The organism is Paenibacillus sp. FSL K6-2859, assembly GCF_038008265.1.
Taxonomy (GTDB): Bacteria; Bacillota; Bacilli; order Paenibacillales; family Paenibacillaceae; genus Paenibacillus_AQ; species Paenibacillus_AQ nitricinens.
Map to the genome: position 1 here is coordinate 788,129 of NZ_JBBOYU010000001.1, position 24,153 is coordinate 812,281.

Sequence of the window (24,153 nt, forward strand, 5' to 3'; positions counted from 1 at the left end):
CCACGGGGTCTATACCTAATCGGCTTGTTTCTATGTACAGAGGGGATGACAAGACGGGATCTCTTCTTTCTTAAACGGGAGAATCATCTGCGGGAACGATCTTCAAGGTCAATAAAAAATATACTGTAATTGAAGCAGAAATTCTCAAGTACAAATAATCGGCAGTCGTCAACATATCGCTGTTGTCACAACACGACCCCTTATCTCGTTTTATAAGCAAAACAAAATAAGGAGTGGTTGAAATGAAAGAATTGATATGCATCATCGTTGGCGGAGGATATGCGGGCATTAATGCGGTTAATGTGATTCGAAAAACGTTTAAGGGTGAGGCAAGCCAGCGTCCGCTTCGACTTATTCTAATCGACAAGAATCCCTATCACTTTCGCAAAGTTTTGCTTTTTAAGCCTGCGGCTGGAGACGAAGATATAATTGTCCCACTGACAAGGTTGTTTCCAGTGGGGGTTGAATTCGTTCAGGCTACCGTAACCAAAATCGAATCAGAGAAGAGAAGGCTGCTTTATCAGGATGCCAAAGGAATTGAGAATTCGATGAAATATGACATTCTCGTTTTGACGGTAGGCAGCGTCGTACGGCAACCCGACCCTGATCAGGGGGGGGTGGCATTGGCGAGCTTGGATGCCGCATGGAAGATCAGAGAGGCGTGGCGCACGAATATGCAAAAAGCCGTTAAGGAAACAAACGCGAAAGAGCGGCAGAGATTAATGACCATTGCCGTTGCGGGAGCAGGCATAAGCGGCATCGAGACATCTGTCGAACTGGCTCATTTCGTTCGAGAAGATGCGCAGCAATTGGGACTTGATCCGGATGCTGTGAGGATAAAACTATTTAATACGAACAAGAGGCTATTCCCGGATGGCCCAGCCAAGGTAGGGCTTAAACTGGAACGTTCACTTGAAGCTTGCGGAGTAACCGTATTACAAGGGAGCAGAGTATTACAGGAGAAAGAGGGAACGCTTACCTTATCTAGCGGTGGAACGATGTCCGTCGGTCTATGTGTTTGGACGCTGGGGCTGTTACCCAATCCAATGCTGCGAAACATCGGGTTACCGGTCAATCCGGAAGGATACGTAATCGTAGATGCAAGTTATCGGGTTCAGGGTGCTCAGGGTGTATACAGTATCGGCGACTGCGCCCAAATCGTAGACCCTGCTAGCGGACGGGCGGACGGGAAGACGTGTAAGGAAGCGACCGCTCAAGCGGCAAGGCTTGGAGAGATTTTGTCGGCGGATCTTGAAGGGCGCCCTGCACCCTCGCATAAGGGGTTTATAGACTTTTTCTGCTTTGGCTTAGGTCCGGGGCATGGATTGGTATGGACACGTATATGGGGGGTAGATATTGTTTTTACGGGAAAGCTGGGTTGGCGACTGAGAAAATTCACATGGGATGCGCCAAGTTTGTTAAAATAATAATGTAATTAGAGGATAAGATTGGAAGTGGTAAGATGCAGGAGTTATATGAGCAGTATAAAGGGCTGCTGTTTACGCTTGCCTACCAACTGACCGGGTCAGCTTCCGATGCGGAGGATGTTGTGCAGGACGTATTCCTGAAGATAAATGACGTAGATCTGGCGCGTTTGGTTAAACCGAAAGCATATCTGTGCAAAATGGTGACTAATCGCTGTCGGGATTTACTCAAATCGGCGTGTAAACGGAGGGAACTGTATTTCGGACAATGGCTTCCCGAGCCCATTCTTACTCCCAATGATGAATCGTTTGAAGCGGTTGTTCGTGACGAGCTGTTGTCTTACGCTATGCTCGTGCTGCTTGAAAGGCTATCCCATACGGAACGGGCGGTGTTCGTGCTTCGTGAAGCGCTCGGCTTTGAATATTCAGATATTGCTGAACTTGTTGACAAAAGTGAAGCAAATTGCCGCAAACTGTTCAGCCGTGCAAGAGGAAAGATGGGAATTACCCTCGATGAGCAGGTTCACTCAGAAGCGGCGAGCGAAGAGTGGGTCCGTCGATTCCTGAAGGCTCTCGAACTGGGAAACGTGGACACGGTTGTATCCATACTCGCCGAAGATGTCGTATTGGTCTCTGATGGAGGGGGCAAAGCGTTCGCCGCTGTCCATCCTATTGAATCGCGCAATCTCGTCGCACGGTTCCTTATCGGTCTAATTCGTAAGGCTCCTCATTACGAAGGAGGCATGCATGTCGAGATGACGGATATAAATGGTCAAACTGGGCTTGTTGTCCGTTCAGGCGAGGGCATCGAAGTTGTTGTGCTGATACACGTTGAGAGAAATGCGATTTGCAACCTATACTTTGTTAGGAATCCGGATAAGCTGAGGCTTTTATTGAAATGAAAAAGAGTATTCGACCGGAAACGATATTTCAAAATTGACCGCCTTATTATATGGCGGTTTTTCTTTTGGTTAGTATAAGGAATTATCGATAAACGAAAGCTTTAGCAAAAAACATGTCGTGAAACATACGCTAGACATGGCGAATATGTCCTATTTTGAAAATATTGTTTTTCGTAATGACCAATCCAAACCCGCGCCGCTATTAGGTTTTCGGCATGTTAATTCAATCTGAATAGATGTACAATCGGACATTAATGCATTGTTGCGATAAAGTGTTGTTCGAAGGAAAAAGCCGCCGAACCGTTAGGCTTGACGACTTTCTACCCTGCTTATTCCCAATTCAGCAATACGAAGGTACAGCGATGAACGACCAATTTTCGTTACCTTGCATATCCTAGCGACCGTTTCACCTTTAACTTACATCTCGACCGGGTGATTCATTCCCTTGTGCTTATCGTGATAACGCTTGACAATACCTATATACTTCCCTTCCCGCGGGGACAAAAACCAAATATTTTAAGTCGTTCCTCTGTTTTTATATCAAGATATTATTCAGGTTTTAGTGGGATTGTATTATGTATTGTATAATAGAACGACTGCCTGAGCAGGTATTTATAACATAAAACATAGGAGGATCCATGTCCTGGAGCAAATTGAAGCAACAACTGGAGAGTTTTCTCTGTCCTGCGTTATACGGCAGGGTTGAATATCGCGCGAGCAGTTACCGTTATTTACCTGATAAATCAGGGAATTGTTATATTTCGGTAGATAAAAAGAACATACTTAATATGAATGATAGAACAAGCTCAATTAGATGGTATCAGACGGAGCAGGAAATTAAGAATGATTCAGATCTTCAAATTCCTATCAACCATGAAGACATTGAAGCGGTTAGAAAAGATAGTAAGGGGATCATCCCGGAGGATCGTCTAATCATAATTGCAAGAAGCAGAAAAATATCAGTAGTTGCAAAGGAGCTTTTGTCAGCACAGACGTCATTAAGTAAATCAAATTTTATTGTTACAGCTACTAAGTATTTATCTATTTCCATAGAGGAGAGCTTAGAGAGCGACGATATCTTATTGAATATTCTAGCCTTAGTGGACAGACGAGTTGGAAAAAAACGAATGTTGAACATGAGCGAGAAGATGAAGTTAAAGCATCCAATTGTGCAGTATTTTTATGAACTACGGCGTAGTACATTATAAAAATAAATAACTTCATTGAATATTCAAAAAACACTCCCTACAAAAATCCCTAATTCTACGCGACTTCTCCCCACCATAACAATAGCCATGATAATGAGAGGGATGTTCGCATATGGTGCATATGGAATCGGAGAGTGTCGCTCTACTGGTAAGAAAGGATACAGTGTTATGAGATCCTATATTTATTGGACTTTACGGACAAGTATGAGGAAAAATCGTTGTTAAAGAGATGGCATCATTGCCGTCTCTTTTTTGTTTCTTTGGTCACTTTTTTAGCATTGCTCTGACTCTGGTTCCTGCTACGGCATCCTACGATCACAAGCATGAAAGACTGCACGAAAATGAGCGTTGATTTTTATGTTTAATCCCTCTCTGCTCTGCTAGGTGACGGGAATCATAGACGTACTTACGTCAGGTTGCTACGATGTTCCATGGAAATTAAGTGAAAGTGATCACAAGAAATTACAGAAGGAGTTATTTATCGTGAAAAGAATCGTAACACTGAGCACCCGTAAACTGATGGATACCGCAAAACACGGCGGATGTGGCGCATGCCAGACATCTTGCCAGTCCGCTTGTAAAACTTCCTGCGGCGTTGCAAACCAGAAGTGTGAAAATGCAATGAACAGATAGGATTCGGAATTTTACCGCCCATTGCTCTGCTGATGGGCGGCTATTTTTAAGAAATGGACGCTACCTCTACAGGATGGTAAAGCCGTTTCTACTTGTGTGCAAAAGGAGCCTGATTAGCAAGTATGATTCATCAATATAAACTAAACGGATACAATATCGTTCTCGACACTTACAGTGGATCGGTACATGTTGTGGATGACCTAGCATATGAAATTATAGCGCTTTATGAGGAAACTTCTGTCGAAAAAATTGTGACAACGATGTTGGAAAGATATAAACAGGATTCCAGCATTTCCGAGAGCGATATTCGAGAAACCATCGCGGATATCGAGGAGCTTATAAATGATGGTCAGCTCTTTACAAAAGATGAGTTCGAGAACCTCTCGCTCGATTTAAAAAAACGAAAAACTTATGTCAAAGCGCTCTGCCTCAATGTAGCACATACCTGTAATCTATCCTGCGACTATTGCTTCGCCAGCCAAGGGAAATACAACGGAGATAGAGCAATCATGAGCTATGAGGTTGGACAAAAAGCTATCGATTACCTGCTTGAAAATTCGGGTCATCATCGCAACCTGGACATCGACTTTTTCGGTGGGGAACCGCTTTTGGCCTGGAAAGTAGTTAAACAGATCGTAGCTTATGCAAGAAGCAAAGAACAAGAATTCAAAAAGAAGTTCCGCTTCACCTTCACGACGAATGGGATGCTGCTAAATGATGAAGTCACCGAGTTTTTAAATCAGGAAATGTACAATGTCGTATTAAGCCTGGATGGTAGAAAAGAGGTTCATGACCGGCTTCGTAAGACGGTTAACGGAAAAGGCAGCTACGATCACATTCTTCCGAAGTTCCAAGAGTTCGTTCGTAAGCGCGGAGACCAAGAGTACTATGTACGAGGAACCTACACTCGAAATAATGTCGATTTCACCAATGATATTTTTCATATCGCCGACCTTGGATTTGACAAGCTCTCGATGGAACCGGTCATTTGTGATCCAAGAGAACCCTATGCCCTTACCGAGGAGGACCTCCCGGAGATATACAATCAGTACGAAATTCTCGCCAAGGAAATGATCGGTCGCGGTGAACAAGGCAAGGGGTTTACCTTTTATCACTACATGCTTGACCTCTCAGAAGGGCCTTGCATCCAGAAGAGAATTACTGGCTGTGGTTCAGGAACCGAATATCTTGCGGTCACCCCCTGGGGAGAGCTTTTTCCTTGCCACCAGTTCGTCGGGGATGAAGAATACAGCATGGGAAACGTCTGGGATGGAATCACAAAACCTGAGCTGCAATGTCAATTTAAAGAGAGCAACTGCTACTCGAAGCCGGAATGCAAGAATTGCTGGGCGAAACTTTACTGCAGCGGCGGTTGTCCCGCCAATGCGCTGCACGCGACGGGTTCCCTTGTGGGAACCTATGACTTCAGCTGTGACGTCTTCCGCAAAAGAGTCGAATGTTCCATGATGGTGAAGGTGGATGAATCGTTTAGAGCGATGGAAGGGCAACCTAGCTAGTTAACGTAACGGATGAATAAACGGTAACCGAGAAATAGACACTTTTTAATAAAGTGCCTTTCTCGGTTTTTGTATGAATTTAGAGAAGGAGGACCGTAAAATAAGAGAGGCGATCGGTTTCTGTAAAGTGCAGATCACTGATCGTTTTTTATCTGAATCTTTGGAATGAATTCCGCGAGAGAGGTTGGTATTTCAGCAGTCCAGAACATTGCTAGCCGTGTTTTGGTATAGTTATAATGAGCTGTTTTGAAAAGGAATGGCCGCGTTGTGATCCGCTTATAAATGAAATCGACAGCTTCAGGAGGAGCGATTTGGGAGAAGTATTGAGTTATACCATTGGGCAAATACAAAACATCCTGTTAATAGACGGTACTTGGAATGAACATGTTATGATAACAGTTATATAGAAAGAGACCATCTAGAAGGAGATCATCTAGAAAAGCTTACGGACGCACCGGATGTACAAGTTGTTTTGTATTGATTCTGAAAGTCTTGAAGTACATAAATTATGAAGTCATTGAATTGAAACGTTGAAATACTCCCCTTCTCACACACACATATATTCACCCCGCAACTCAAGTATCGACGGCTCAGTTCATTCCTATATCCCACAAATTCAGCTCGTAGTTGTTTCAAGCAATTTTGAAAGAATGTTGAACGAACGCCTCTGTCTCACTCCGCTTTTCCAATCTCCCCCCACAATAATCAAAACATTTGTTAATGGTTTGGGCTTTTCTACGTATTAACTTATGTAAGTTTCTTCACAACAAATTGCGCAATTTGTTTAGCTATTGATGAAGGGGAGGTGGAAGGAGGGTGGAGATGGAGGTTATCCAGGGTACTGTGGACCGTTATAAGAATTTAGAAAGATCACGCGATGCCATCATGTCAAAAGAGGAATTTACTCAGATGTATGATACGTATTACAAACGTGTTTACAAATATATTAGCTATCGTATTAATAACCACCACGTGTCGGAGGACATTTGCAGTCAGGTGTTTGAGACGGTGATGTGTAAGTATTATAGCTTTTCAGAAGAAAAATCGAATTTTGAGGTTTGGCTGTTTGCCATTGTAAGGAACGCTGTGACGGATTACTTCCGGGGGCAGAAGAAAAGAAGCTACACCTCACTAGATTCTTTGCTGGAGCTCATATTTCCCAAGCCGTCTCCGGAGGAACTGGCGATTCGTGAGGATAATAATCAAGCACTGTTCAAGGCGCTCTCCAAGCTGCGTGAGAAGGAACGTAATATCATTGCCATGAAATATGGAGCTGGACTGAAAAATTCCGAAGTCGCACAGATCATGGGTGTCAGTGAGTCTAATATTGGCGTCGTTTTGCATAGAAGTCTGAAAAAACTGCATATTTCCTTAAAAGCAGGAGGATTCAACCATGAATAAGAAAAATGATTTCAACGAATTCAGCAAGACTATAGAGCTGCTTGAGAATGTCGAACAGGATAACACTGCCGCCAAAGAAAGAATTTATAACCGCTTGATATACAAGCTGGACCATGGAGCTCTTGAACCCAAATCAGAGAAAAAGGACGGGATAACGATGAAAAAAAGTAGCTGGAGAAATGCAATAGTGATTGGCAGTGCAGTAATTTGTGTGGGTGGAGCATTCTCTGCAACCTCCTATGCACAGGATATGTTCCAGTCGATCATGGCAAAGTTTGAAGTGGGAAATCTCGAAATCACGCAATATGATAAGGAAATTCCCCAAGCTGGACAGTCAATGACTTCATCTGAAGAGGGGAATGGCGGGGAGAATGTTGCCATTGAATTGCCAGTTGCAGCTAAGTTGAGCCTGGATGAAGCACGTGCGGAGCTTGGCATGAACTTCCCGGCACCAACCTGGATGGCAGACTATGCGTTTGTGAATGTTGTTCTTCAGGGAACCAGCATGGCTGAAGTGCAGTATAACTCCGGGGATAAAGCTGTTAATTTTCTAATCTCCAAGGGCGGCGACAATGGGATCAGCACTACGGAAGAAGTGAAAACAGAAGTAATCAACGGAACTAAGGTCTATTTTGCTAATGGAATTGTGATTTGGGAACAAGAGGGCTTTACTGTTGAACTGTATGCTCAAGAAGACTTTGACCAAGCCACACTTGGGAAGATCATCGACAGTTTCAGCATCGGTGCTCCTGTGAAGACCTTAGGGACTGAAGAAGTGAAAGAGAACTTGCAGAAGAATGAAGGCGTAGTTGCGGCTCCAGCTCCAGCTGTAGATTCCAAATAAATGGCCTACTTAGGGTAGTAGATGCCCATAGATACACATAAAGAAGGCGCGAGGGGATTTCCCTTAGCGTCTTTTTTTACGAGGCTATACACATCCCAACCATTGCTAGCTTCCCAAAACAAAAGTATAATTGAGAATAATTATCAATTGGTGCGTCAACCAGCGTATGAATAAGCGTATGAATCAAACTGTATTTATATAAGCAGTAAAGAGGTGACAGCATGCAAAGGCAATCTCAAAAAACAGATTTAAGCGAGGTTAAAAAATACATAGAAGAGAATTTCACGAAGCCTTTGTCTTTATCCTATTTAGCTGATCTTACTGGCCTTAGCTCCAGTTATTTTTCCTCGGCGTTCAAACAGGAATACATACAAAGTCCAATGGAGTTTGTTACGCAGCTACGGATTCAAAAGGCTAAACAATTATTGCAGCAAGATCACGTTCGCTTGAAGTTTGTAGCAGAGGCTGTTGGATATAGTGATGAGTTTTATTTTAGTCGAGTGTTCAAAAAGGTCGAAGGGATATCCCCAACGATGTATACCAGCCAGCAAAAATCTCATATCGGTGTTGTAACTGGGAATATGATGGGGTATCTACATGCGGCGGGAATCATTCCGTTTGCGGCGCCCCTAAGCGCCAAATGGACACCTTACTACTATAATTTGTGGTCGCAAGACATCGAACATAAGGTAACCTTGACCCAAAATAAAAATTATTGCAGCCCAAATGAGCTATTGCATTTGCCACTCGATCTTCTTATTTCTCCAAAAGATTTATCGTCAGAGCTGGTAAAACAGATAGAGGATCATTTCCCCATCTATTGGTTGGATGATAAACAAGATTGCTTAATAGCATTAACTGAGCTTGCTGCCCGATTAAATAAACAAGAAGAAGCGAAGCAATGGATCACACAGTATAGATCAAGATTGGAAGACGTTCGTCACGGCTTAGGCTGGACCTCTACACCACCTAAAGTGCTAGTTATACGTATCTATCAGCAGCAAATCTTTGCTTATTGCAATACAGGTATACAGCATCTTTTATTTCAAGATTTGGGAGCGGTATCAAGTTATGAGCAGCCTGGTGTATATAATGCCGAGATTTCTTTTGAAGAGCTGGGTACTTTGAAGGTAGATAAGCTGTTTACGATTATATGCCCTGATGATGAGTCACGAGCAACATGGCATCATTTGCAGAGAGATTCAGGATTCAAGCAGTTAGAGGCTATAGAGCGGCAACAAATCTATGTTATTCATTCCGATCCTTGGTTTGAATATTCCCCTGTCGCTTTAAAGCGAATGCTAGAGGAAGTCGCAGTGATGATGATACCTTGAAAATGTACATGTGGAATCATAAGATGTTACATGGTCAACCGATCCTATCTCTTATAAACTCAATACTGAGAATGATTATTATTGAGAACATAGGAAAGAGGGAAGGTCAATCATGAAGGGGTTTAAGACAAAAATAATAAGTTATGTTGTAATGTTTGGATTATTATCCATTCTATTAACAGCTTGTGGCAGTAATAATGCGGCTAATTCACAAGCAACAGATACTCCAGCAACAACTAGTGAAGCGAGCGCAACTGCAACGGATGCACCGGCTGTACAAGAAACGGAAGTCGCAGCTAGAGAAGCATTTGTGGTGACTGACCAAGTAGGCAATACAGTAAACATTCCCGGAACGGTACAGAAGGTGTATGCACCTGGCTTAGAGGATTACCTAGTTACGCTTGGCGTAACCCCAGTAGCACAATGGTCCACAGGCGAAAGACCGCAGCAATATCTACAGGATACGTTAAGTGGTGTAGAAGAAATCAGCTTCGCTAATGGTATTCCCTCTCCAGAATCTGTAGTGGATTTGGAGCCGGAATTAATTATATTCCCAACGGCCTTTTATGCACAAAATGGTGTCTATGAAAACTATTCGCAAATTGCTCCAACTTACGTGTTTAAGAATGCACTGGGTAACGTAGTGGAAGCCACAGAAACGATTGCCAAACTGCTAGGATTAGAAGATAAGGCTACAGAAGCTATTGCTGCTTATAATAAAAAGTTAGAAGAGACTAAAGCACAGTTAGCTAGCGTTTCTGCCGGTAAAAAAGCGATTTATATTAATGCGAATGCCCGGGCAATCTTTTTAGTGGGTAACTTCCATTACGGGGGTTATGTGCTGAGTGAGCTGGGATTTGCTCAAAGTTCTCTTGTAGAAGGTGAAATGTCTGCTGATATTTCGCTGGAAATGCTGTCTGATTTAGATGCTGATTATATCTTCATTAATGATAATGATGGTCTTGGAGATGCCTTCCTGGCAGACATTAAAGCTAGTCCCTTATGGAAGGCACTGCCTGCAGTTCAAGCGGGTAAAGTATTCGAGGTGGATGGCGATCACTGGAGATCCAGCGGATTAATTGCTTATCAAAAGACGATGGACGATATCGTGGCGTTCCTGAAGCCATGATCATCAAACCGTACGTAAAGCCCAACTATGAAACGATGCTGATTACGAGTGAAGCTAATCATAAGGACTATGAGATTTTTATTGCACTACCTTTGGATGAACCTGCGCAGGGTGGCTATGGTGTTATTTATGTGCTAGATGGTAATGGACTATTTGAGACCGCTGCTGAAATCACTCGGTTGCTGACGCGTAAGCCTAAAGGCTATCCACCCGCGATTGTTGTCGGCATTGGTTATCCTGGTGGTGAGGCCTTTGATACGGTGCGGCGAACCTATGAATTAACGATGCCAGCCGAGCTTGCGAATTTACCGAAGCGTCCGAACGGGGAGCCTTGGCCAGAGTTTGGCGGGGCAGATGAGCTGCTTGCCTTTTTTGAACAAGAGTTAATGCCAGCCATTGCCCAGCGGTTCGATATCCATAAGCACAAGCAAGCGTTGTTTGGTCATTCCTTTGGCGGATTATTCGTTCTGCATGCTTTGTTTACACAATCCACCTTGTTTTCACATTATATTGCAAGCAGTGCTTCCATCTGGTGGAATGATTACGGACTGTTACATGAGTATGAGAAATTTAAAGCTGAGTTGCACAGCAATACGTTAGATCGACTACCTAAAACGCTAATGATAGTCGGTGGAGATGAGCTTGATTATATGGTCAAGGATAGCTTGGATTTATGTAACAGCATGAAGTCGTTAGATATTCCAAGCTTTGAAGTAAGCTGGGCATTGCTTGAGCAAGAGGAGCATGTAAGTGTAATCTCTGCTGCGATTAGTCGAGCCGTTAAATTTATGCTTACAACATCCTCTGACTTGCGTTAGACAATCATATTCGTTTGCATCTGAGCTAGCCCCTTGGCTGGCTCTTTTTGTAAAGGGAAGGGAAAGGGTTGGAAACATTGTCTTTGAACTCGAATGTTCAGAAATCATCACTACCAGTAGAAAAAAAGCTTTCCTTTTTTGTGTTGCTGATCTTCATGCTGCTCCTATTAATAGGCGTATTAGTACTTGCTATGGCACTAGGAGCAAAAAAAATACCCTTTGCAGATGTATTCCTATCGATTTTTGCTTTTGATGATACAGCTTCTACGCATCAGGTGATCCAGTCCATTCGTTTACCCCGGGTACTTGCCGCTATGACTACAGGTGCTGGATTTGCCGTAAGTGGAGCAATTATTCAAGGGGTTAGCCGGAACCCTTTAGCGGATTCAGGTATTCTTGGATTAAATGCTGGGGCAGGTGTCACGTTAGTTATTGCAATGGTATTCCTGCCTACCCTTACATTTACAGGCACACTTTGGCTCTGTATCATAGGTGCGGGAATGGGAGCGGGTTTAGTATTTAGTGTGGGCCTATTAAGTAAACGAGGGTTGACGCCTATTCGACTTGTATTAGCGGGTGCTGCCATATCTGCTATGCTCACTGCTTTAAGTGAAGGAATAAGTATCTTTTTCTCAGTGGCACAGCAGGTGGCTTTTTGGTATGGAGGCGGTTTAAGTGGCATTAGTATGGCTCATTTGCAGCAGATGCTGCCTTGGATGCTTCTTGCTCTACTGCTTGCCATCGTGATTTCGAAGTCGATTACAATACTATCTGTAGGGGATGAGACAGCGGAAGGTTTAGGCGTTAATATTAAACTTATCAAGAATCTCGCGCTTTTATCCGCTTTTATGTTAGCTGGTATTTCATGTGCCTTAGCTGGATCTGTAAGCTTTGTTGGGTTAATGGCTCCTCATTTGGTTCGTTACTTCGTTGGTGTCGATTATCGTTATATTATTCCTCTATCTGCCGTTCTAGGGGCAATCCTTGTTGTACTTGCTGATTTAGTGGCACGGATTGTAAATGCCCCTTATGAAATTCCTGTTGGTGCTGTAATTGCCGTTATCGGTGTCCCGTTCTTTCTATTTTTGGCACGTAAAGAAAGGCGGGAGCTATAGTGAAGCTAAGCTGGAAATTTATAATCATAGCCATACTTTTACTGCTAGGTTTTATCTATAGTGTATCTACCGGTCAAAGCAGCTTAAGCTTACAAGAGTTATGGCAAACCCTATTAGGCAATGGAACAACGAGGCAGGAGCTTGTACTTTTTCAGTTTCGTATTCCTCGAATGATCTTGGGTTTTCTAGTGGGTGGCGCGTTAGCAATAGCAGGAATGCTGCTCCAAGCTATAAGTCGAAATGCATTAGCAGACCCAGGTATACTAGGGATAAATGCTGGTGCTGGATTATCCATGATGTTATTTTTACTTTTACAAAATAGCTCTACCGGTCTACATACTTATGTTCAGCCATTGTATGCGTTGATGGGCGGATTTATCGTTGTGGCCCTATTATTTATGCTGTCATATGATCGCAATCAGGGTATTATCCCCATACGATTAATTTATACAGGCATTGCTATTGCGGCTGCGATTAGTGCCTTGATGATTGTGTTAACCTTCGTACTAGATCCTTCACAATATCAAATGATCAAGGTGTGGTTGGCAGGAAACATTGGGAATAGCAATTGGAATCATGTGTATGCTATGCTACCTTGGTTACTTATTATTGTGCCTTTATTAATTCGGAAACATCTTATATTGGATGTGTTAAGGCTTAACGATCCCGTAGTCATCAGCTTAGGGGTGTCTTTAAATAAATATCGTGTTTTGTTTCTAGTGTGTAGTGTCTTATTGGCAGCACCAGCGGTTGCTGTGAGTGGTAGTATTGGATTTGTAGGACTGGTAGTTCCACATTTAGTTAGACGACTCTTTCGTGGCCATAAAATAATGATTCCCGCATGCTTATTAATCGGAGGCGGATTAGTGGTTATTGCAGATGCGCTTGGTAAAATGGTCGTAGCCAATACGGAAATACCAGCAGGAGTGATCGTGGCTTTAATCGGCGCTCCTTACTTCTTATATTTATTAATTAAAAGTGAATAACGGAAGGGACTTCAGACATGAAAAAGGTTATTGTAATTGGTGCAGGGATATTAGGAGCTTCAGCAGCTTATCAGATCAGTAAATTAGGTGCTGAAGTCATCATTATAGATCGTAAAGATGTTGGACAAGCAACAGATGCAGCCGCAGGGATTATTTGTCCATGGCTGTCTCAACGTAGAAACAAAGCATGGTATCGCCTTGCTAAAGCGGGAGCCAGCTTCTATCCATCCCTTATTCAGGAGCTTCAAGAGGCTGGAGAAGCCGAGACCGGATATGCAAAAGTAGGAGCGATATGTATTCATGAAGATGTATCAAAATTACTTGCGATGAAGGAAAGAGCGGAGCTTCGCAGAGAGGACGCACCTGAAATCGGTGAACTTACGATGCTGACGGATCTGGAAGCACAAGAGAAGTTTCCATTATTATCGGAAGGCTATCATGCGCTTCATGTATCGGGTGCAGCAAGAGTGGATGGACGTGCATTACGTGATGCTTTGCTAAGAGCAGCACAGCGTAACGGTGCACAGATGATTGAGGGAGATGCTATCTTAGAGCATGAGAATCACGAAATTAAAGCGGTTAGCGCAGGAGATCAGACATTCACGGCGGATGAAGTGATTGTGTGCGCAGGGGCCTGGTCCAATGCGGTGCTTCATCCGCTCGGGATCATGCTCCAGGTGCGTTATCAGAAGGCTCAAATTATGCACTTGAAGCTTGCTAAACAAGCGAGTACAGAGCAATGGCCTGTGGTAATGCCACCTACAGATCAATATATCCTTGCATATGCGGATCAAAATATCGTGGCAGGTGCTACTCACGAGAATGATGTCGTAGGTTATGATACCTCTGTAACCGCATGTGGAATGCAAGAAATATTAAATAAAGGTCTGCAAACGGCTTCCGGCCTTGCCGATTGCAGCCTAAATGAGATAAGAGTAGGGTTCCGTCCCTTTGCTGCAGATTTTCTTCCGGTGCTAGGAAGGGTTCAAGGCTGGAATAAGCTAATTGTGGCTAATGGACTAGGGGCATCCGGATTAACGATGGGACCTTTTCTTGGTGAGCAGCTAGCCAAGTTAGCCCTGGATCAGCAGGTAGATATTCAGCTTGAAGACTATGCATTAGAGCACGCTATAAATTGATTAGAAGCAACACGGATAAAAAAACCTTCTATATAAGTTGAACTAAAAACATTCTAAAAAGGAAAAGTGATGGAGGGGAAGTTTGGAACTGTAGGAACGTAGTGACCGCCTTTGTTCAACCATGAAACATGGTATTAATCAAGAAATCTGGTGACAACAGCGGCCGGAAGTCCAAACATTCACCGCAGTCACGCACTTACCTTAATAGAAAAATCTTAAGTTCAACTAATATAGCGAAGGTTTTTTTTATCCTTTATACTGAAAAGACCAATTTATTTTCCTAGGAGTTGTCTAACGAATCATGATGAAGAAAGAAGTCGCGCATATTCGCAAGCAATTTAAGCTCGATCACGATTTAATGAATATTTACGATATTCTCAATGTGTATATTATGAAGGAAAGCAATGAGATCTATCATTGGGAGCGCCTGCCGTTTGGAATGGTGGATAGAGAGAAGCAGGAGCTGTATATGGGCAATTTCAAAAAACTCTTAACCGGCGAACTGGATCAGAAATTGTTCGAGTTAAAGTTTCAGGCGGAAGCGGAGGAGCCAGCACAGGTGATGCTTCACCAAGCTTTGGTGACAGGGGATCCGGATGAATGGCAGGATCTGATGCTGCTGTTGGTGGACAGAATGATGGCGGATACCCATTATGAACGCGACACGGTAATCACTTTCGTTCGCGGACAATATTACCGTCCGACCAAAGATAGAAACGACGAAGCCGAGGAAAGTGAGAAAAATGAACTATTCGCGCATCCATTTATTCTATGCAGCGTGAATTCTACAGAGAAGCAACGGAAAGCTCTCTTATTTGATTATGTGGAGCGGGAATTCAAATACAATGTCATTGTAGATCCGATCGTCAAGTTAAGTACGCCGGAGCAGGGCTTCTTTTACCCAAGCGTGACGGATAATTATTCCGATGTGAACCGCATTCTGTATTGCACAGGAAAATCGAACTTTCCAGATCCGCATTTCATTGGGGATGTCTTGAATGCCGAAAGATCCGTGACGGCACTGGAAGAGAGAGCTATCTTCGAAGACATCGTGAAGGAAGTGGCGGGGGAACAACTTGACGCGACCACCATTGCTCAGCTGTACGAGGAAATCAACCAGGTCATCGAAACCAACGATGATAAGGAGGAACCTCCGAAGCTTGATTATAGAGATGTGGAACGCGTGCTGAAGGTAAGTGGTGTAGAAGATGTGACGATGGAAAAAGTAGAGCGGGCGTTTGAAACGATTGTTGACGATAAGCATTATGAGATGAAGGCGAGCAGTGTGATGCCGAAATTCACTACCAAATCGATTAAGATCGAAACAAAGGTAGCTACGATTTCGGTCAGCCCGCAGGATTTAAAGTATGTGAAACAGGTGAATTATCATGGGAGACGCTGCATCTTGATTGAGGTCGACGAAGATGCCGTGATCGAAGGGTTCACACTCACTACAGAGACGCTTTAGACTTATTTGTTATGGGCTATCCTGAAAGTCTTTGATTAAGACTAGGGATAGCCCATTTTGTATTTGTATCAGCTATGCATTGAATGGAATTGCCCTTGGTATTTGAAGATATAGTTGATATATTCTTTTGCACTAGTATTAATTTCTTCATCACTGGCTTGAAATGAAGCTCCAAAGACAGCCAGATACGGCAGCGCTTCTGCACCAACATGCTTGGCACTGGCTTTAAAGGGGGCAATCACTTCGTCTACGGTAAAAGAAACAGAGCCTTCTGGCTGATAGTTTTCTTTTTTATCTCCGATGGAGATGGCAAGCCCTAACTTTTTCCCATTAAGCTTGTCGCCTTTTGATCCATAAGCCCATCCGTAGGCAAGTACATCGTCGAACCATTTTTTCAATAGTGGGGGATAACTGTACCAATATAACGGGAATTGAAAGATCACATGGTCATAGGCTTCCATTAGATTCTGCTCTCTAGGAACATCAATAGACCAGTCAGGATACTCTTTATAAAGCTCATGAATGGTAATCTCATTTGGATATTGCAACAGTTCTTCTTTCCAGCGCTGGTTGACCCTCGAATTCTCAAGGTTCGGATGCGCCAGAATCACCAGAGTTTTCATTATGAATCTCCGTTCTTCGGCCTATATTATTTATGAATATCATCATTATCCTGCAGGTTTTAAAAAAAGAAAATACACACCATAAAGTAAGATGGTTACTTCGAAGTACGTACTGGACTCGGAAAAAAATATATGCAACAATGAAATTTTGAGTAAGCGTAATCTGATCAGCATGAACGAGGTGTTATTCTATGAAACAATATAATCTGGGTATAGAGGCAACACTAGAAATCATCGGCGGTAAGTGGAAAGCTTTGATCATTTGCTTATTGATGTCCGGTGCCAAAAGAACAAGTGAATTACAGCGTAATATTCAGGGCATCTCACAAAAGGTTCTGATTCAGCAGCTTCGTGAACTTGAGCGGGATGGACTTGTCACAAGATTCGTTTACCAGCAGATGCCGCCAAAAGTTGAATATAGCCTCACGGAATATGGCGTGACAGCCAACAAGATCGTGGATGTTATGTGTTCTTGGGGGAAGGAAAATATTAAAGTAAGACAAGAACGAGGAGAAGAGATCGTCTTGTTGGAGGAGTTCCAGGAGCTGTAGCCTTAGAAAAGATTTGCACGTCAGTTGGAACAAAGTGATTTACAGAATTGTTATCAAAGGATTAAAAAAAGTAGAATTGTTGAAAAAGCTATAGAATATACTATGAAAGCGTTTTCTTTTGTTTTCCTACTACTCTATTCGAAATGAATTTTCATTTTCTAGCCTCTGATGTTCCTCTGAATTGGATATTTTATTTAGTTATTGTCTTATTTCAATAGGATAATGTTACCTTACCGTCACTCTGTCCTATATTTCTCGGATTATAATGAGTCTGTATTCGACCGCAACCTTTATAAACCATCGGAGGAAACACAATGAAAATTAAGAAAACATTATCCGTTGCATTATGTGTAGCAGCTGTAGCTTCGTTCTCATCTCAAGCCATGGCAAATCCTGTCGCAACACCAGCCAGTTCAGCAGTAACACCATCCACCAATCAAGTAGGACAAAAGTTTACACTTACTGGTGTTCAAACGAAAGCAAATACAGTATTGCTGGGAACAAGAGCTGTTGATCTAGAATTGGATGGAGTTAAAGACACTTTATATCTTATCGGTGATGCCAATAGCTTTGGTGACTTCGACAATGTTAATCTCATCGTTGTAAACGGCAAAACTAACAAAGTGTTAAACGCTGGTATTAAAGACTTTGGTGGTTCCAACGCGAAAATCAGCTATGTGAGTGATTTCAACAATGATCATGCACTTGATGTAATGATAACCGCGTACTCAGGGGGTAACAAAGGATCTACCAATGCCAGAATCGTAAGCTTTAAGAACGAGAAACCTTCCATTATTCTAGGTGGGGACCTGAAGATTAAAGGTGAGCGGGCTTTATTTAGAACATTAGAAGCGGTTGATATGGAGAATGATGGTGTGAGTGAGCTGTTTGGAATCAGAAGTATCCATGGCAAGACTACTTCTGAGGTAACAGGTTATGAAAAAGTATGGTTCGCATTCAAAGATGGCGAATTCAAAGTTAGCAAAACAGAAATCACCAAAGAAGACCCTTTTAAGCAACCTGCACTTGGTGAACTGACTGTTGGACAACCTTTCGCATTGCAAGGTGTGAAAACAACAGATAAAACCGTTCTTATCAGAAAACAAGTTAACGATGTTAACAAAGACGGCGCCCAAGATAAAGTTTATTTGATCGGTGATAAAGCAGATGAGCTTGGTTATGTAAGTAACATCAATCTGGTTGTTGTCGATGGTAAAACAAACGTAGTGAAAGATGCAAAGATCAATGGTTTCGATGGTTACAAACCAGAAATTAAATGGATTGGTGATTTCAACGGGGACAAAGCAAATGATGTAATGTTTACAGCATTCTCTGGAGGTAACAATGGTACGACAGATGCTTACATATTATCTTTTGCAGGAGATAAGGTACAACCACTTTTGAGTGTAAAGCCTGTTGTGGATGGCAAACCCGCATTTTTCAATGCTTTAGAGCAAGTGGATTCTAATAAAGATGGTGTATATGATCTGGTTGGGACTAGAAAAATTCGCGGTGATGCTGAAGCTATAATTCTAGGTGAAGAAAAAACAACATTCACCTTCAAAGATGGTGCTTTCAAGGTTGTGGGTACAGAAACAACTAAAGGTGATAGCAAGCCAGTCACTACACCAGCCACAAATACAACAAGTGATTTCACCGTTGGTAAACGTTTTGAGCTTAAGGGAATTCCAACAACAGCAAAAACAATCCTGCTTGCGAAGCAACAAGTGGATGTAACTGGAAATGGTGTTGCGGATAATGTCTTACTGATTGGTAACAAGGATGCCGCTAATGGTGGTCTGATTACAGATATCAACATCGTCGTTATTGAAGGAAAAACTAAAAAAGTGATCAACAGTAATATCAAAGGCTTCACGGGTTACCAACCAAAAATCAACTTCGTTGGAGATTTTAACGGAGATAAATCTAAAGATGTCATGATTACTGTATACTCTGGCGGTAACAACGGCAGCACTAATGCTTACGTAGTATCCTTCAAAGATAGTAGTGTGAAAGTTCTTCTTAACGAGTACGTGAAAGTGAATGGCAAACGCTCGCTCTACAACTCAATGAAAGCCATTGATGTAGATAAAAACGGAGTCTATGAGATTGTAGCAAAAAGAACGATTCATGGTGAAGCTACTTCCGTAATTAAAGGCGAAGAAACCGCTGTTCTTGCTTACAAAAATGGAGCATTTCAAGTTAAATCGGCGACTGTAAAGAAATCAAAATAACTTAATAGCAGAACCTAATAGTGAGAGAGTCTTCCAACAGCCAAAAAAAGTGGTTACCGGGGACTCTCTTTTGTATTATAAATAAACTCTCCCTTGCCAAATGCTAAAGGTAGGTGGGTCGCATGAAGCAGATTTTGTGAGATAGAGTAGACAGGGAACTCCCTTTCCCTATACCCACCCCGTAAACTCCAATATAGATGCCTTTGCGGATTGCGCTTCAGTATGTGCGCCTTTGCGCCATTGCTTGGGCGATTCGCCCATTAGCTTGGAGAAACATCGGTTGAAGCTGGAGATGGACTGAAAACCGACTCGTTCAGAGATGGAGAGGATGGAAGCATCCGTGCTTTTCAACTGCTTACAGGCCTCTTCAATGCGGGTGCTGTTTAGAAAATCAAGAGGTGCGCTTCCCATGATTTCATGGAATTTTCTACGGAAATGAGTGGTGCTTAGATGGCATAGATCAGCCAGATCATTGATGGACATAGGTGTCATATAGTTTTTAGTGATGTACTCCAGAACCGGAGCGATGACAAAATCACCTTTTAGATTATGTTCTGTTTCTTGCTCGGCCAAGAGTTCATTCCGGGAATGGATTCTAAGAACTTCTATATAAAGGGATAATAATAAGCCATAAGCGCTTTCCTGATAGTAAGGATTTTTGTGCTTCAATTCCTCTACGACCGATGTCGCAAGGGTATAAACCTTGGGATGTTCCTCCTTGTTCACAATACAGTTCATTCCCTTGATCGCCCACAAATTTGGCTCGAAGTCACTATAAGCGCTTTTGAATGAATGTTGAAAGAGCTCCTCAGGTGAAAAAAAGATATATGACCAAAGACTGGCCTCATTTGGCGAACTATATGTTGTATGAGGCAGATACCTAGGGATGAAGGTCACATCTCCGGCTTTAAAAGGCACAGCTTCTCCCTTGATCTCCATGATCCCGCTATCCGAATGACAGATGCCAATCTCTAAATGGTTATGAAAATGGAGATGTTCACTTTTAATATCGGAAATCTTCCAACGTTCACCGCTTAACAGTAGAATAGGGAAGTTTATCGGCAAGCTGTAGTGGCGGTATTCAATGACGGGCTTTTTTTTTCTGGGCATATTGGGTGCTCTGCCCCCATTCCGTTGATTTGTGTAGATTATAGGTGAACGTGATTCCAAATTCAACTATATAGATGTATTTTATAACTTGAGGAGAGGGAAAGGAGCAGTGGAGGGAATTTTGGAACTGTAGGAGCGATAGCGTCCGCCTTTGTCTGCAGATTTCCACCGCAAAGAGCGGAATAAATCAAGAAATCTGCAGACAACAGCGGCCGGAAGTCCAAACATTCACCGGAATTGCGACTCACCCTGTCCTTGTACCATAAATGGTTGAATTTGCGCAGTTTAGTTATGAATATGCTTAGAATCAGACCATTTTACTCCTTACAATAGAATTAGTAAAGCGTTTACAATAGGACGGACAGCGCTCAAGCGCCATTGGGGGCGTGTGCGAATGAGAGGAGAATGAAGATGCTTCAATTAACGTATGACCGAGAAGAGATTCTAAGCGTTATCGGCAAAGTCGTTAGAAAAACAATGACGATGGATTTAACATGGGACTGGCCATGTGGTGTGGCTTATTATGGGGTAACCAGAGCTTATCAGACTACCGGAAATAAAGCGTATTTGGATATGCTTGTCCAGTGGGCAGATGAATATATTGAGCTGGGCCTGCCGGACTGGACGGTAAACACTTGTGCCATGGGTCATATGCTGATCACCTTATATGAAGAAACAGGCAACCAGAAATATTGGGATATTGCAATGAGTAAGGTGGATTATCTTCAGAACCATGCGCTCAGATTCGGAGATCATGTTCTTCAGCATACCGTATCCGTCTCGAATGATTTTCCAGAACAGGCATGGGCAGATACCTTGTTTATGGCGGCATTTTTTCTGCTTCGTGTAGGAACTAAATTAAACGATCAGGAAATGATCCAAGATGCCTTGAATCAATATTACTGGCATATCAAATACCTGCAAGACCCTAGCAGCGGCCTCTGGTACCATGGCTACAATAATGTGAAGCTGGATCATATGTCCGGACTATATTGGGGCAGAGCAAATGCTTGGGGCGCATATACCATGTCGCAAGTCAAAAAGCTTTTGAAAGACTGGTATTTGTATCCGCAATGTATGGATGTGGAGTGCTCGCTTCGCGATCAACTGGCCGCACTCAAGCTTGTGCAAACGGAGAATGGCCTGTGGCGGACAGTGCTTGATGACGAAGAGTCTTATGAAGAAGTATCTGCCTCTTGCGGGATAGCGGCTGCAATGATCAATAACGGCAATCCGCTGCATACCAAATATGTGCAAAAGGCCCTGAAGGGTGTTCTAAGTAATATCAGCGAGGATGGACGTGTACTGGGAGTATCCGGCGGAACAGCGGTTATGAAGGACCGGGAAGGTTATCGCAATATTCCAAAAGACTGGATTCAAGGCTGGGGGCAAGGCTTAGCACTTTCTTTTCTATCCGATATGCTTAAATAGGAGGGATCCAAGTTGTCCACAAATACAACGGGGGCCTTTACACTACCGGGCGAATCCGGTTATGAGGCACTGACCTTAGCGTTAGCTGAACGGTGGGGTGCCGATGTCATCCGTGACAGTGACGGTACACAGTTATCCGATGAGATTATCAACGCAGGATACGGCATTTATTCTACAATCTGTATCATCAGAGATCATAATGAATGGGCAACTCAAAACTCTGATAAGCTACAGCAGAGCTTTTTAATTACCAATCCGAAGGTAGCGGTCGAAGATTATTTATCCATCTATTTGATGGAGGACTTTTTCGCTGAGCAATTCCGAGTAAATGACTCCAAAGAGGCGTTTAAGTACTGGCAGGTTTTTGACCGAACGTCTGGTGAAGAGGTTCCGAAAGAACAGTGGAATTATGAACGGGAATCAGGAAATGTAGTCGTTACTGGTATTTCGCCTTGGCATAAGTATACGGTTAGCTTCATGGTCTACCGGATTTGGGAAGAGATCTCCATGTACAACCACACCACGAATCACTGGGAAAAAGAGCATCTGATGCAGATTGATCCCATCTATGTTGAAACGCAGAACTATTTGCTCCATTGGATCGAAGATTGGTGTCATAAGCATCAGGAAACAACAGTTGTCCGGTTTACATCCCTATTTTATAATTTCGCCTGGATTTGGGGCAGCAATGAACGCAATCGGCATTTGTTCTCGGATTGGGGTTCATATGATTTTACGGTAAGCGCAAGAGCACTTGATCTGTTTGCCCGAAAACATGGGTATTCGCTCACGGCCGAGGATTTTGTGAATGGTGGGAAATATCGTGTCAGTCATATCCCGGCGCAGCAGCGCAAGCTGGACTGGATGGCATTTATCAATGATTTTGTCATCGAATTTAGTAAGAAATTAATTGATATCGTGCATAAGCACGACAAGCTGGCGTATGTCTTCTATGATGACAGTTGGGTTGGCATGGAGCCTTACAATGATCGATTTGAAGAATTTGGCTTCGACGGGATGATTAAATGTGTGTTCTCAGGGTTCGAGGCAAGAATGTGTTCAGGTGTAAAAGTAGATACCCACGAGATTCGGCTGCATCCCTACCTATTTCCGGTTGGTTTAGGTGGCCTGCCTACCTTTATGGAGGGAGGGAATCCTACACTAGATGCCAAAAAGTATTGGATTAATATCCGGCGTGCTCTGCTCAGAGAGCCGATAGACCGAATTGGATTGGGTGGATATTTGCATCTTGTAGAGCCTTATCCGGATTTCTGTGATTACATCGAAAAGATTGCCGGTGAATTCAGAGACATTAAAGAGCTGCATCATAAAGGTAACCCGTATCACCTTAAGACAAAGGTAGCCATTCTGCACGCTTGGGGCAAATTGAGATCATGGACCTTGTCCGGGCATTTCCATGAAACGCATATGCATGATTTGATTCATATCAACGAGGCTTTGTCTGGATTGCCGTTTGAAGTTCAGTTTATTGATTTTGAAGATATCCGGCAGGGAATTTTAAAAGATTGTGATGTAGTGATCAATGCCGGCTCTGCAGGTTCAGCATGGAGTGGTGGAGAACGCTGGGATGACAGTAAGTGCGTGGATTTGCTAACAGAGTGGGTCTATAAAGGTGGTGCTTTTATAGGCGTGAATCAGCCTTCGGCGCTTGAAGGGTATGACCATTTTTTTAGAATGGCACATGTTCTTGGACTGGATGAGGATACAGGCTCCAGAGTCGCCCATGGAAAATGGACATATGACGTTAAAGATGAGCTTGGTTTAGTGCCTGATGGGGCTAACATTACACCCAAAAATAACATTTATCTTACTGATGGAGCAGCAGCGGTTGTGAATGAAACGGATGGGAGGATAACCTTATCCACGCATGACTTCGGTAAAGGAAAAGGGATCTACCTGCCTTCTTTCACCTTCAGCTTTGAGAATACAAGATTGCTGCTGAATTTGATTCGTTTTGCGGGTAATGAGTTCACGGAGACAAAATACATTACGGATAACTTATATACAGAATGTGCTTATTATCCAGAAAGTAAAATCCTCGTAGTCATTAACAATAGCGATCAACTTCAAAAAACGACGATTCATACGGAGTATGGAGAACAAACTCTGGAATTAGATCCGTTTGACACGCTTATTAGAACTATTGGCGACTAGTAATACTGAAGAAGCTCAAGCTTGTGGCTAACCTGCCGAAGCTTGAGCTTTTTTGCTGCGATATTTTTGAAAAGGATCTCACTATATATAAATTGGGTTAGGCATCCTGAA

20 protein-coding genes are annotated in these 24,153 nt (G+C 42.9%); 18 read left to right on the forward strand and 2 right to left on the reverse strand.

Annotation, left to right across the window (positions count from 1 at the left end; translation table 11 throughout):
• Positions 1 to 242: 242 nt before the first annotated feature.
• The 14 genes from MHB64_RS03470 to MHB64_RS03535 all read left to right on the forward strand — a co-directional run bounded on the left by MHB64_RS03470 (position 243) and on the right by MHB64_RS03535 (position 15,918).
• Positions 243 to 1,427, forward strand: coding sequence for an NAD(P)/FAD-dependent oxidoreductase (locus MHB64_RS03470; RefSeq protein WP_341133719.1), 1,185 nt, complete (start codon positions 243 to 245; stop codon positions 1,425 to 1,427).
• Positions 1,428 to 1,462: 35 nt separating this feature from the next.
• On the forward strand, positions 1,463 to 2,326 hold the full coding sequence (gene sigJ, locus MHB64_RS03475; protein ID WP_341133720.1) for an RNA polymerase sigma factor SigJ: 864 nt from the start codon (positions 1,463 to 1,465) through the stop codon (positions 2,324 to 2,326).
• A gap of 638 nt (positions 2,327 to 2,964) precedes the next feature.
• Entirely contained in the window at positions 2,965 to 3,534 is a 570-nt protein-coding gene (locus MHB64_RS03480) for an SF0329 family protein (protein ID WP_341133721.1), read from the forward strand.
• Positions 3,535 to 4,017: 483 nt separating this feature from the next.
• The gene (gene scfA, locus MHB64_RS03485) at positions 4,018 to 4,167 is read left to right on the forward strand and encodes a six-cysteine ranthipeptide SCIFF (protein WP_076098734.1); all 150 of its coding nucleotides are present in this window, start codon (positions 4,018 to 4,020) and stop codon (positions 4,165 to 4,167) included.
• A gap of 122 nt (positions 4,168 to 4,289) precedes the next feature.
• Entirely contained in the window at positions 4,290 to 5,684 is a 1,395-nt protein-coding gene (scfB, locus tag MHB64_RS03490; protein WP_341133722.1) for a thioether cross-link-forming SCIFF peptide maturase, read from the forward strand.
• 822 nt (positions 5,685 to 6,506) lie between these two features.
• Positions 6,507 to 7,085, forward strand: coding sequence for a sigma-70 family RNA polymerase sigma factor (locus MHB64_RS03495; RefSeq protein ID WP_341133723.1), 579 nt, complete (start codon positions 6,507 to 6,509; stop codon positions 7,083 to 7,085).
• Positions 7,078 to 7,929, forward strand: a complete 852-nt coding sequence (locus MHB64_RS03500; protein WP_341133724.1) for a hypothetical protein — start codon at positions 7,078 to 7,080, stop codon at positions 7,927 to 7,929. The genes MHB64_RS03495 and MHB64_RS03500 overlap by 8 nt, the downstream gene beginning before the upstream one ends.
• 221 nt (positions 7,930 to 8,150) lie before the next feature.
• On the forward strand, positions 8,151 to 9,263 hold the full coding sequence (locus MHB64_RS03505; RefSeq protein ID WP_341133725.1) for a helix-turn-helix domain-containing protein: 1,113 nt from the start codon (positions 8,151 to 8,153) through the stop codon (positions 9,261 to 9,263).
• A gap of 112 nt (positions 9,264 to 9,375) precedes the next feature.
• Positions 9,376 to 10,392: an ABC transporter substrate-binding protein gene (locus tag MHB64_RS03510; RefSeq protein ID WP_341133726.1), complete on the forward strand. Its 1,017-nt coding sequence runs from the start codon at positions 9,376 to 9,378 to the stop codon at positions 10,390 to 10,392.
• Positions 10,389 to 11,210, forward strand: a complete 822-nt coding sequence (locus MHB64_RS03515; protein WP_341133727.1) for an alpha/beta hydrolase — start codon at positions 10,389 to 10,391, stop codon at positions 11,208 to 11,210. The genes MHB64_RS03510 and MHB64_RS03515 overlap by 4 nt, the downstream gene beginning before the upstream one ends.
• Positions 11,211 to 11,287: 77 nt before the next feature.
• Positions 11,288 to 12,325: a FecCD family ABC transporter permease gene (locus tag MHB64_RS03520; protein WP_445671625.1), complete on the forward strand. Its 1,038-nt coding sequence runs from the start codon at positions 11,288 to 11,290 to the stop codon at positions 12,323 to 12,325.
• On the forward strand, positions 12,325 to 13,311 hold the full coding sequence (locus MHB64_RS03525) for a FecCD family ABC transporter permease (protein ID WP_341133729.1): 987 nt from the start codon (positions 12,325 to 12,327) through the stop codon (positions 13,309 to 13,311). The genes MHB64_RS03520 and MHB64_RS03525 overlap by 1 nt, the downstream gene beginning before the upstream one ends.
• 17 nt (positions 13,312 to 13,328) lie before the next feature.
• Positions 13,329 to 14,450, forward strand: coding sequence for an NAD(P)/FAD-dependent oxidoreductase (locus MHB64_RS03530; protein WP_341133730.1), 1,122 nt, complete (start codon positions 13,329 to 13,331; stop codon positions 14,448 to 14,450).
• 301 nt (positions 14,451 to 14,751) lie between these two features.
• On the forward strand, positions 14,752 to 15,918 hold the full coding sequence (locus MHB64_RS03535; protein ID WP_094869972.1) for a DUF4317 domain-containing protein: 1,167 nt from the start codon (positions 14,752 to 14,754) through the stop codon (positions 15,916 to 15,918).
• A 68-nt stretch (positions 15,919 to 15,986) separates the two neighbouring features.
• Here the strand turns inward: MHB64_RS03535 and MHB64_RS03540 are convergent, their stop codons facing one another.
• On the reverse strand, positions 15,987 to 16,541 hold the full coding sequence (locus tag MHB64_RS03540; protein WP_094869973.1) for an NAD(P)H-dependent oxidoreductase: 555 nt from the start codon (positions 16,539 to 16,541) through the stop codon (positions 15,987 to 15,989).
• Positions 16,542 to 16,732: 191 nt separating this feature from the next.
• Here MHB64_RS03540 and MHB64_RS03545 point away from each other — a divergent pair, with 191 nt between their 5' ends.
• Positions 16,733 to 17,092, forward strand: a complete 360-nt coding sequence (locus tag MHB64_RS03545; protein WP_094869974.1) for a winged helix-turn-helix transcriptional regulator — start codon at positions 16,733 to 16,735, stop codon at positions 17,090 to 17,092.
• A 314-nt stretch (positions 17,093 to 17,406) separates the two neighbouring features.
• The gene (locus tag MHB64_RS03550) at positions 17,407 to 19,326 is read left to right on the forward strand and encodes a hypothetical protein (protein ID WP_094869975.1); all 1,920 of its coding nucleotides are present in this window, start codon (positions 17,407 to 17,409) and stop codon (positions 19,324 to 19,326) included.
• 168 nt (positions 19,327 to 19,494) lie between these two features.
• On the opposite strand, the gene MHB64_RS03555 is transcribed toward MHB64_RS03550, so the two are convergent.
• A complete protein-coding gene (locus MHB64_RS03555) occupies positions 19,495 to 20,436 on the reverse strand; it encodes an AraC family transcriptional regulator (RefSeq protein ID WP_341133731.1) in 942 nt (313 codons plus the stop codon).
• A 411-nt stretch (positions 20,437 to 20,847) separates the two neighbouring features.
• Here MHB64_RS03555 and MHB64_RS03560 point away from each other — a divergent pair, with 411 nt between their 5' ends.
• Together MHB64_RS03560 and gnpA are read left to right on the forward strand one after the other, a co-directional pair.
• Positions 20,848 to 21,867 (forward strand): glycoside hydrolase family 88/105 protein, encoded by a 1,020-nt coding sequence (locus MHB64_RS03560; RefSeq protein WP_341133732.1) that lies wholly within the window; start codon positions 20,848 to 20,850, stop codon positions 21,865 to 21,867.
• Positions 21,868 to 21,879: 12 nt separating this feature from the next.
• On the forward strand, positions 21,880 to 24,042 hold the full coding sequence (gnpA, locus tag MHB64_RS03565) for a 1,3-beta-galactosyl-N-acetylhexosamine phosphorylase (protein ID WP_341133733.1): 2,163 nt from the start codon (positions 21,880 to 21,882) through the stop codon (positions 24,040 to 24,042).
• The last annotated feature ends 111 nt before the right edge of the window (positions 24,043 to 24,153 follow it).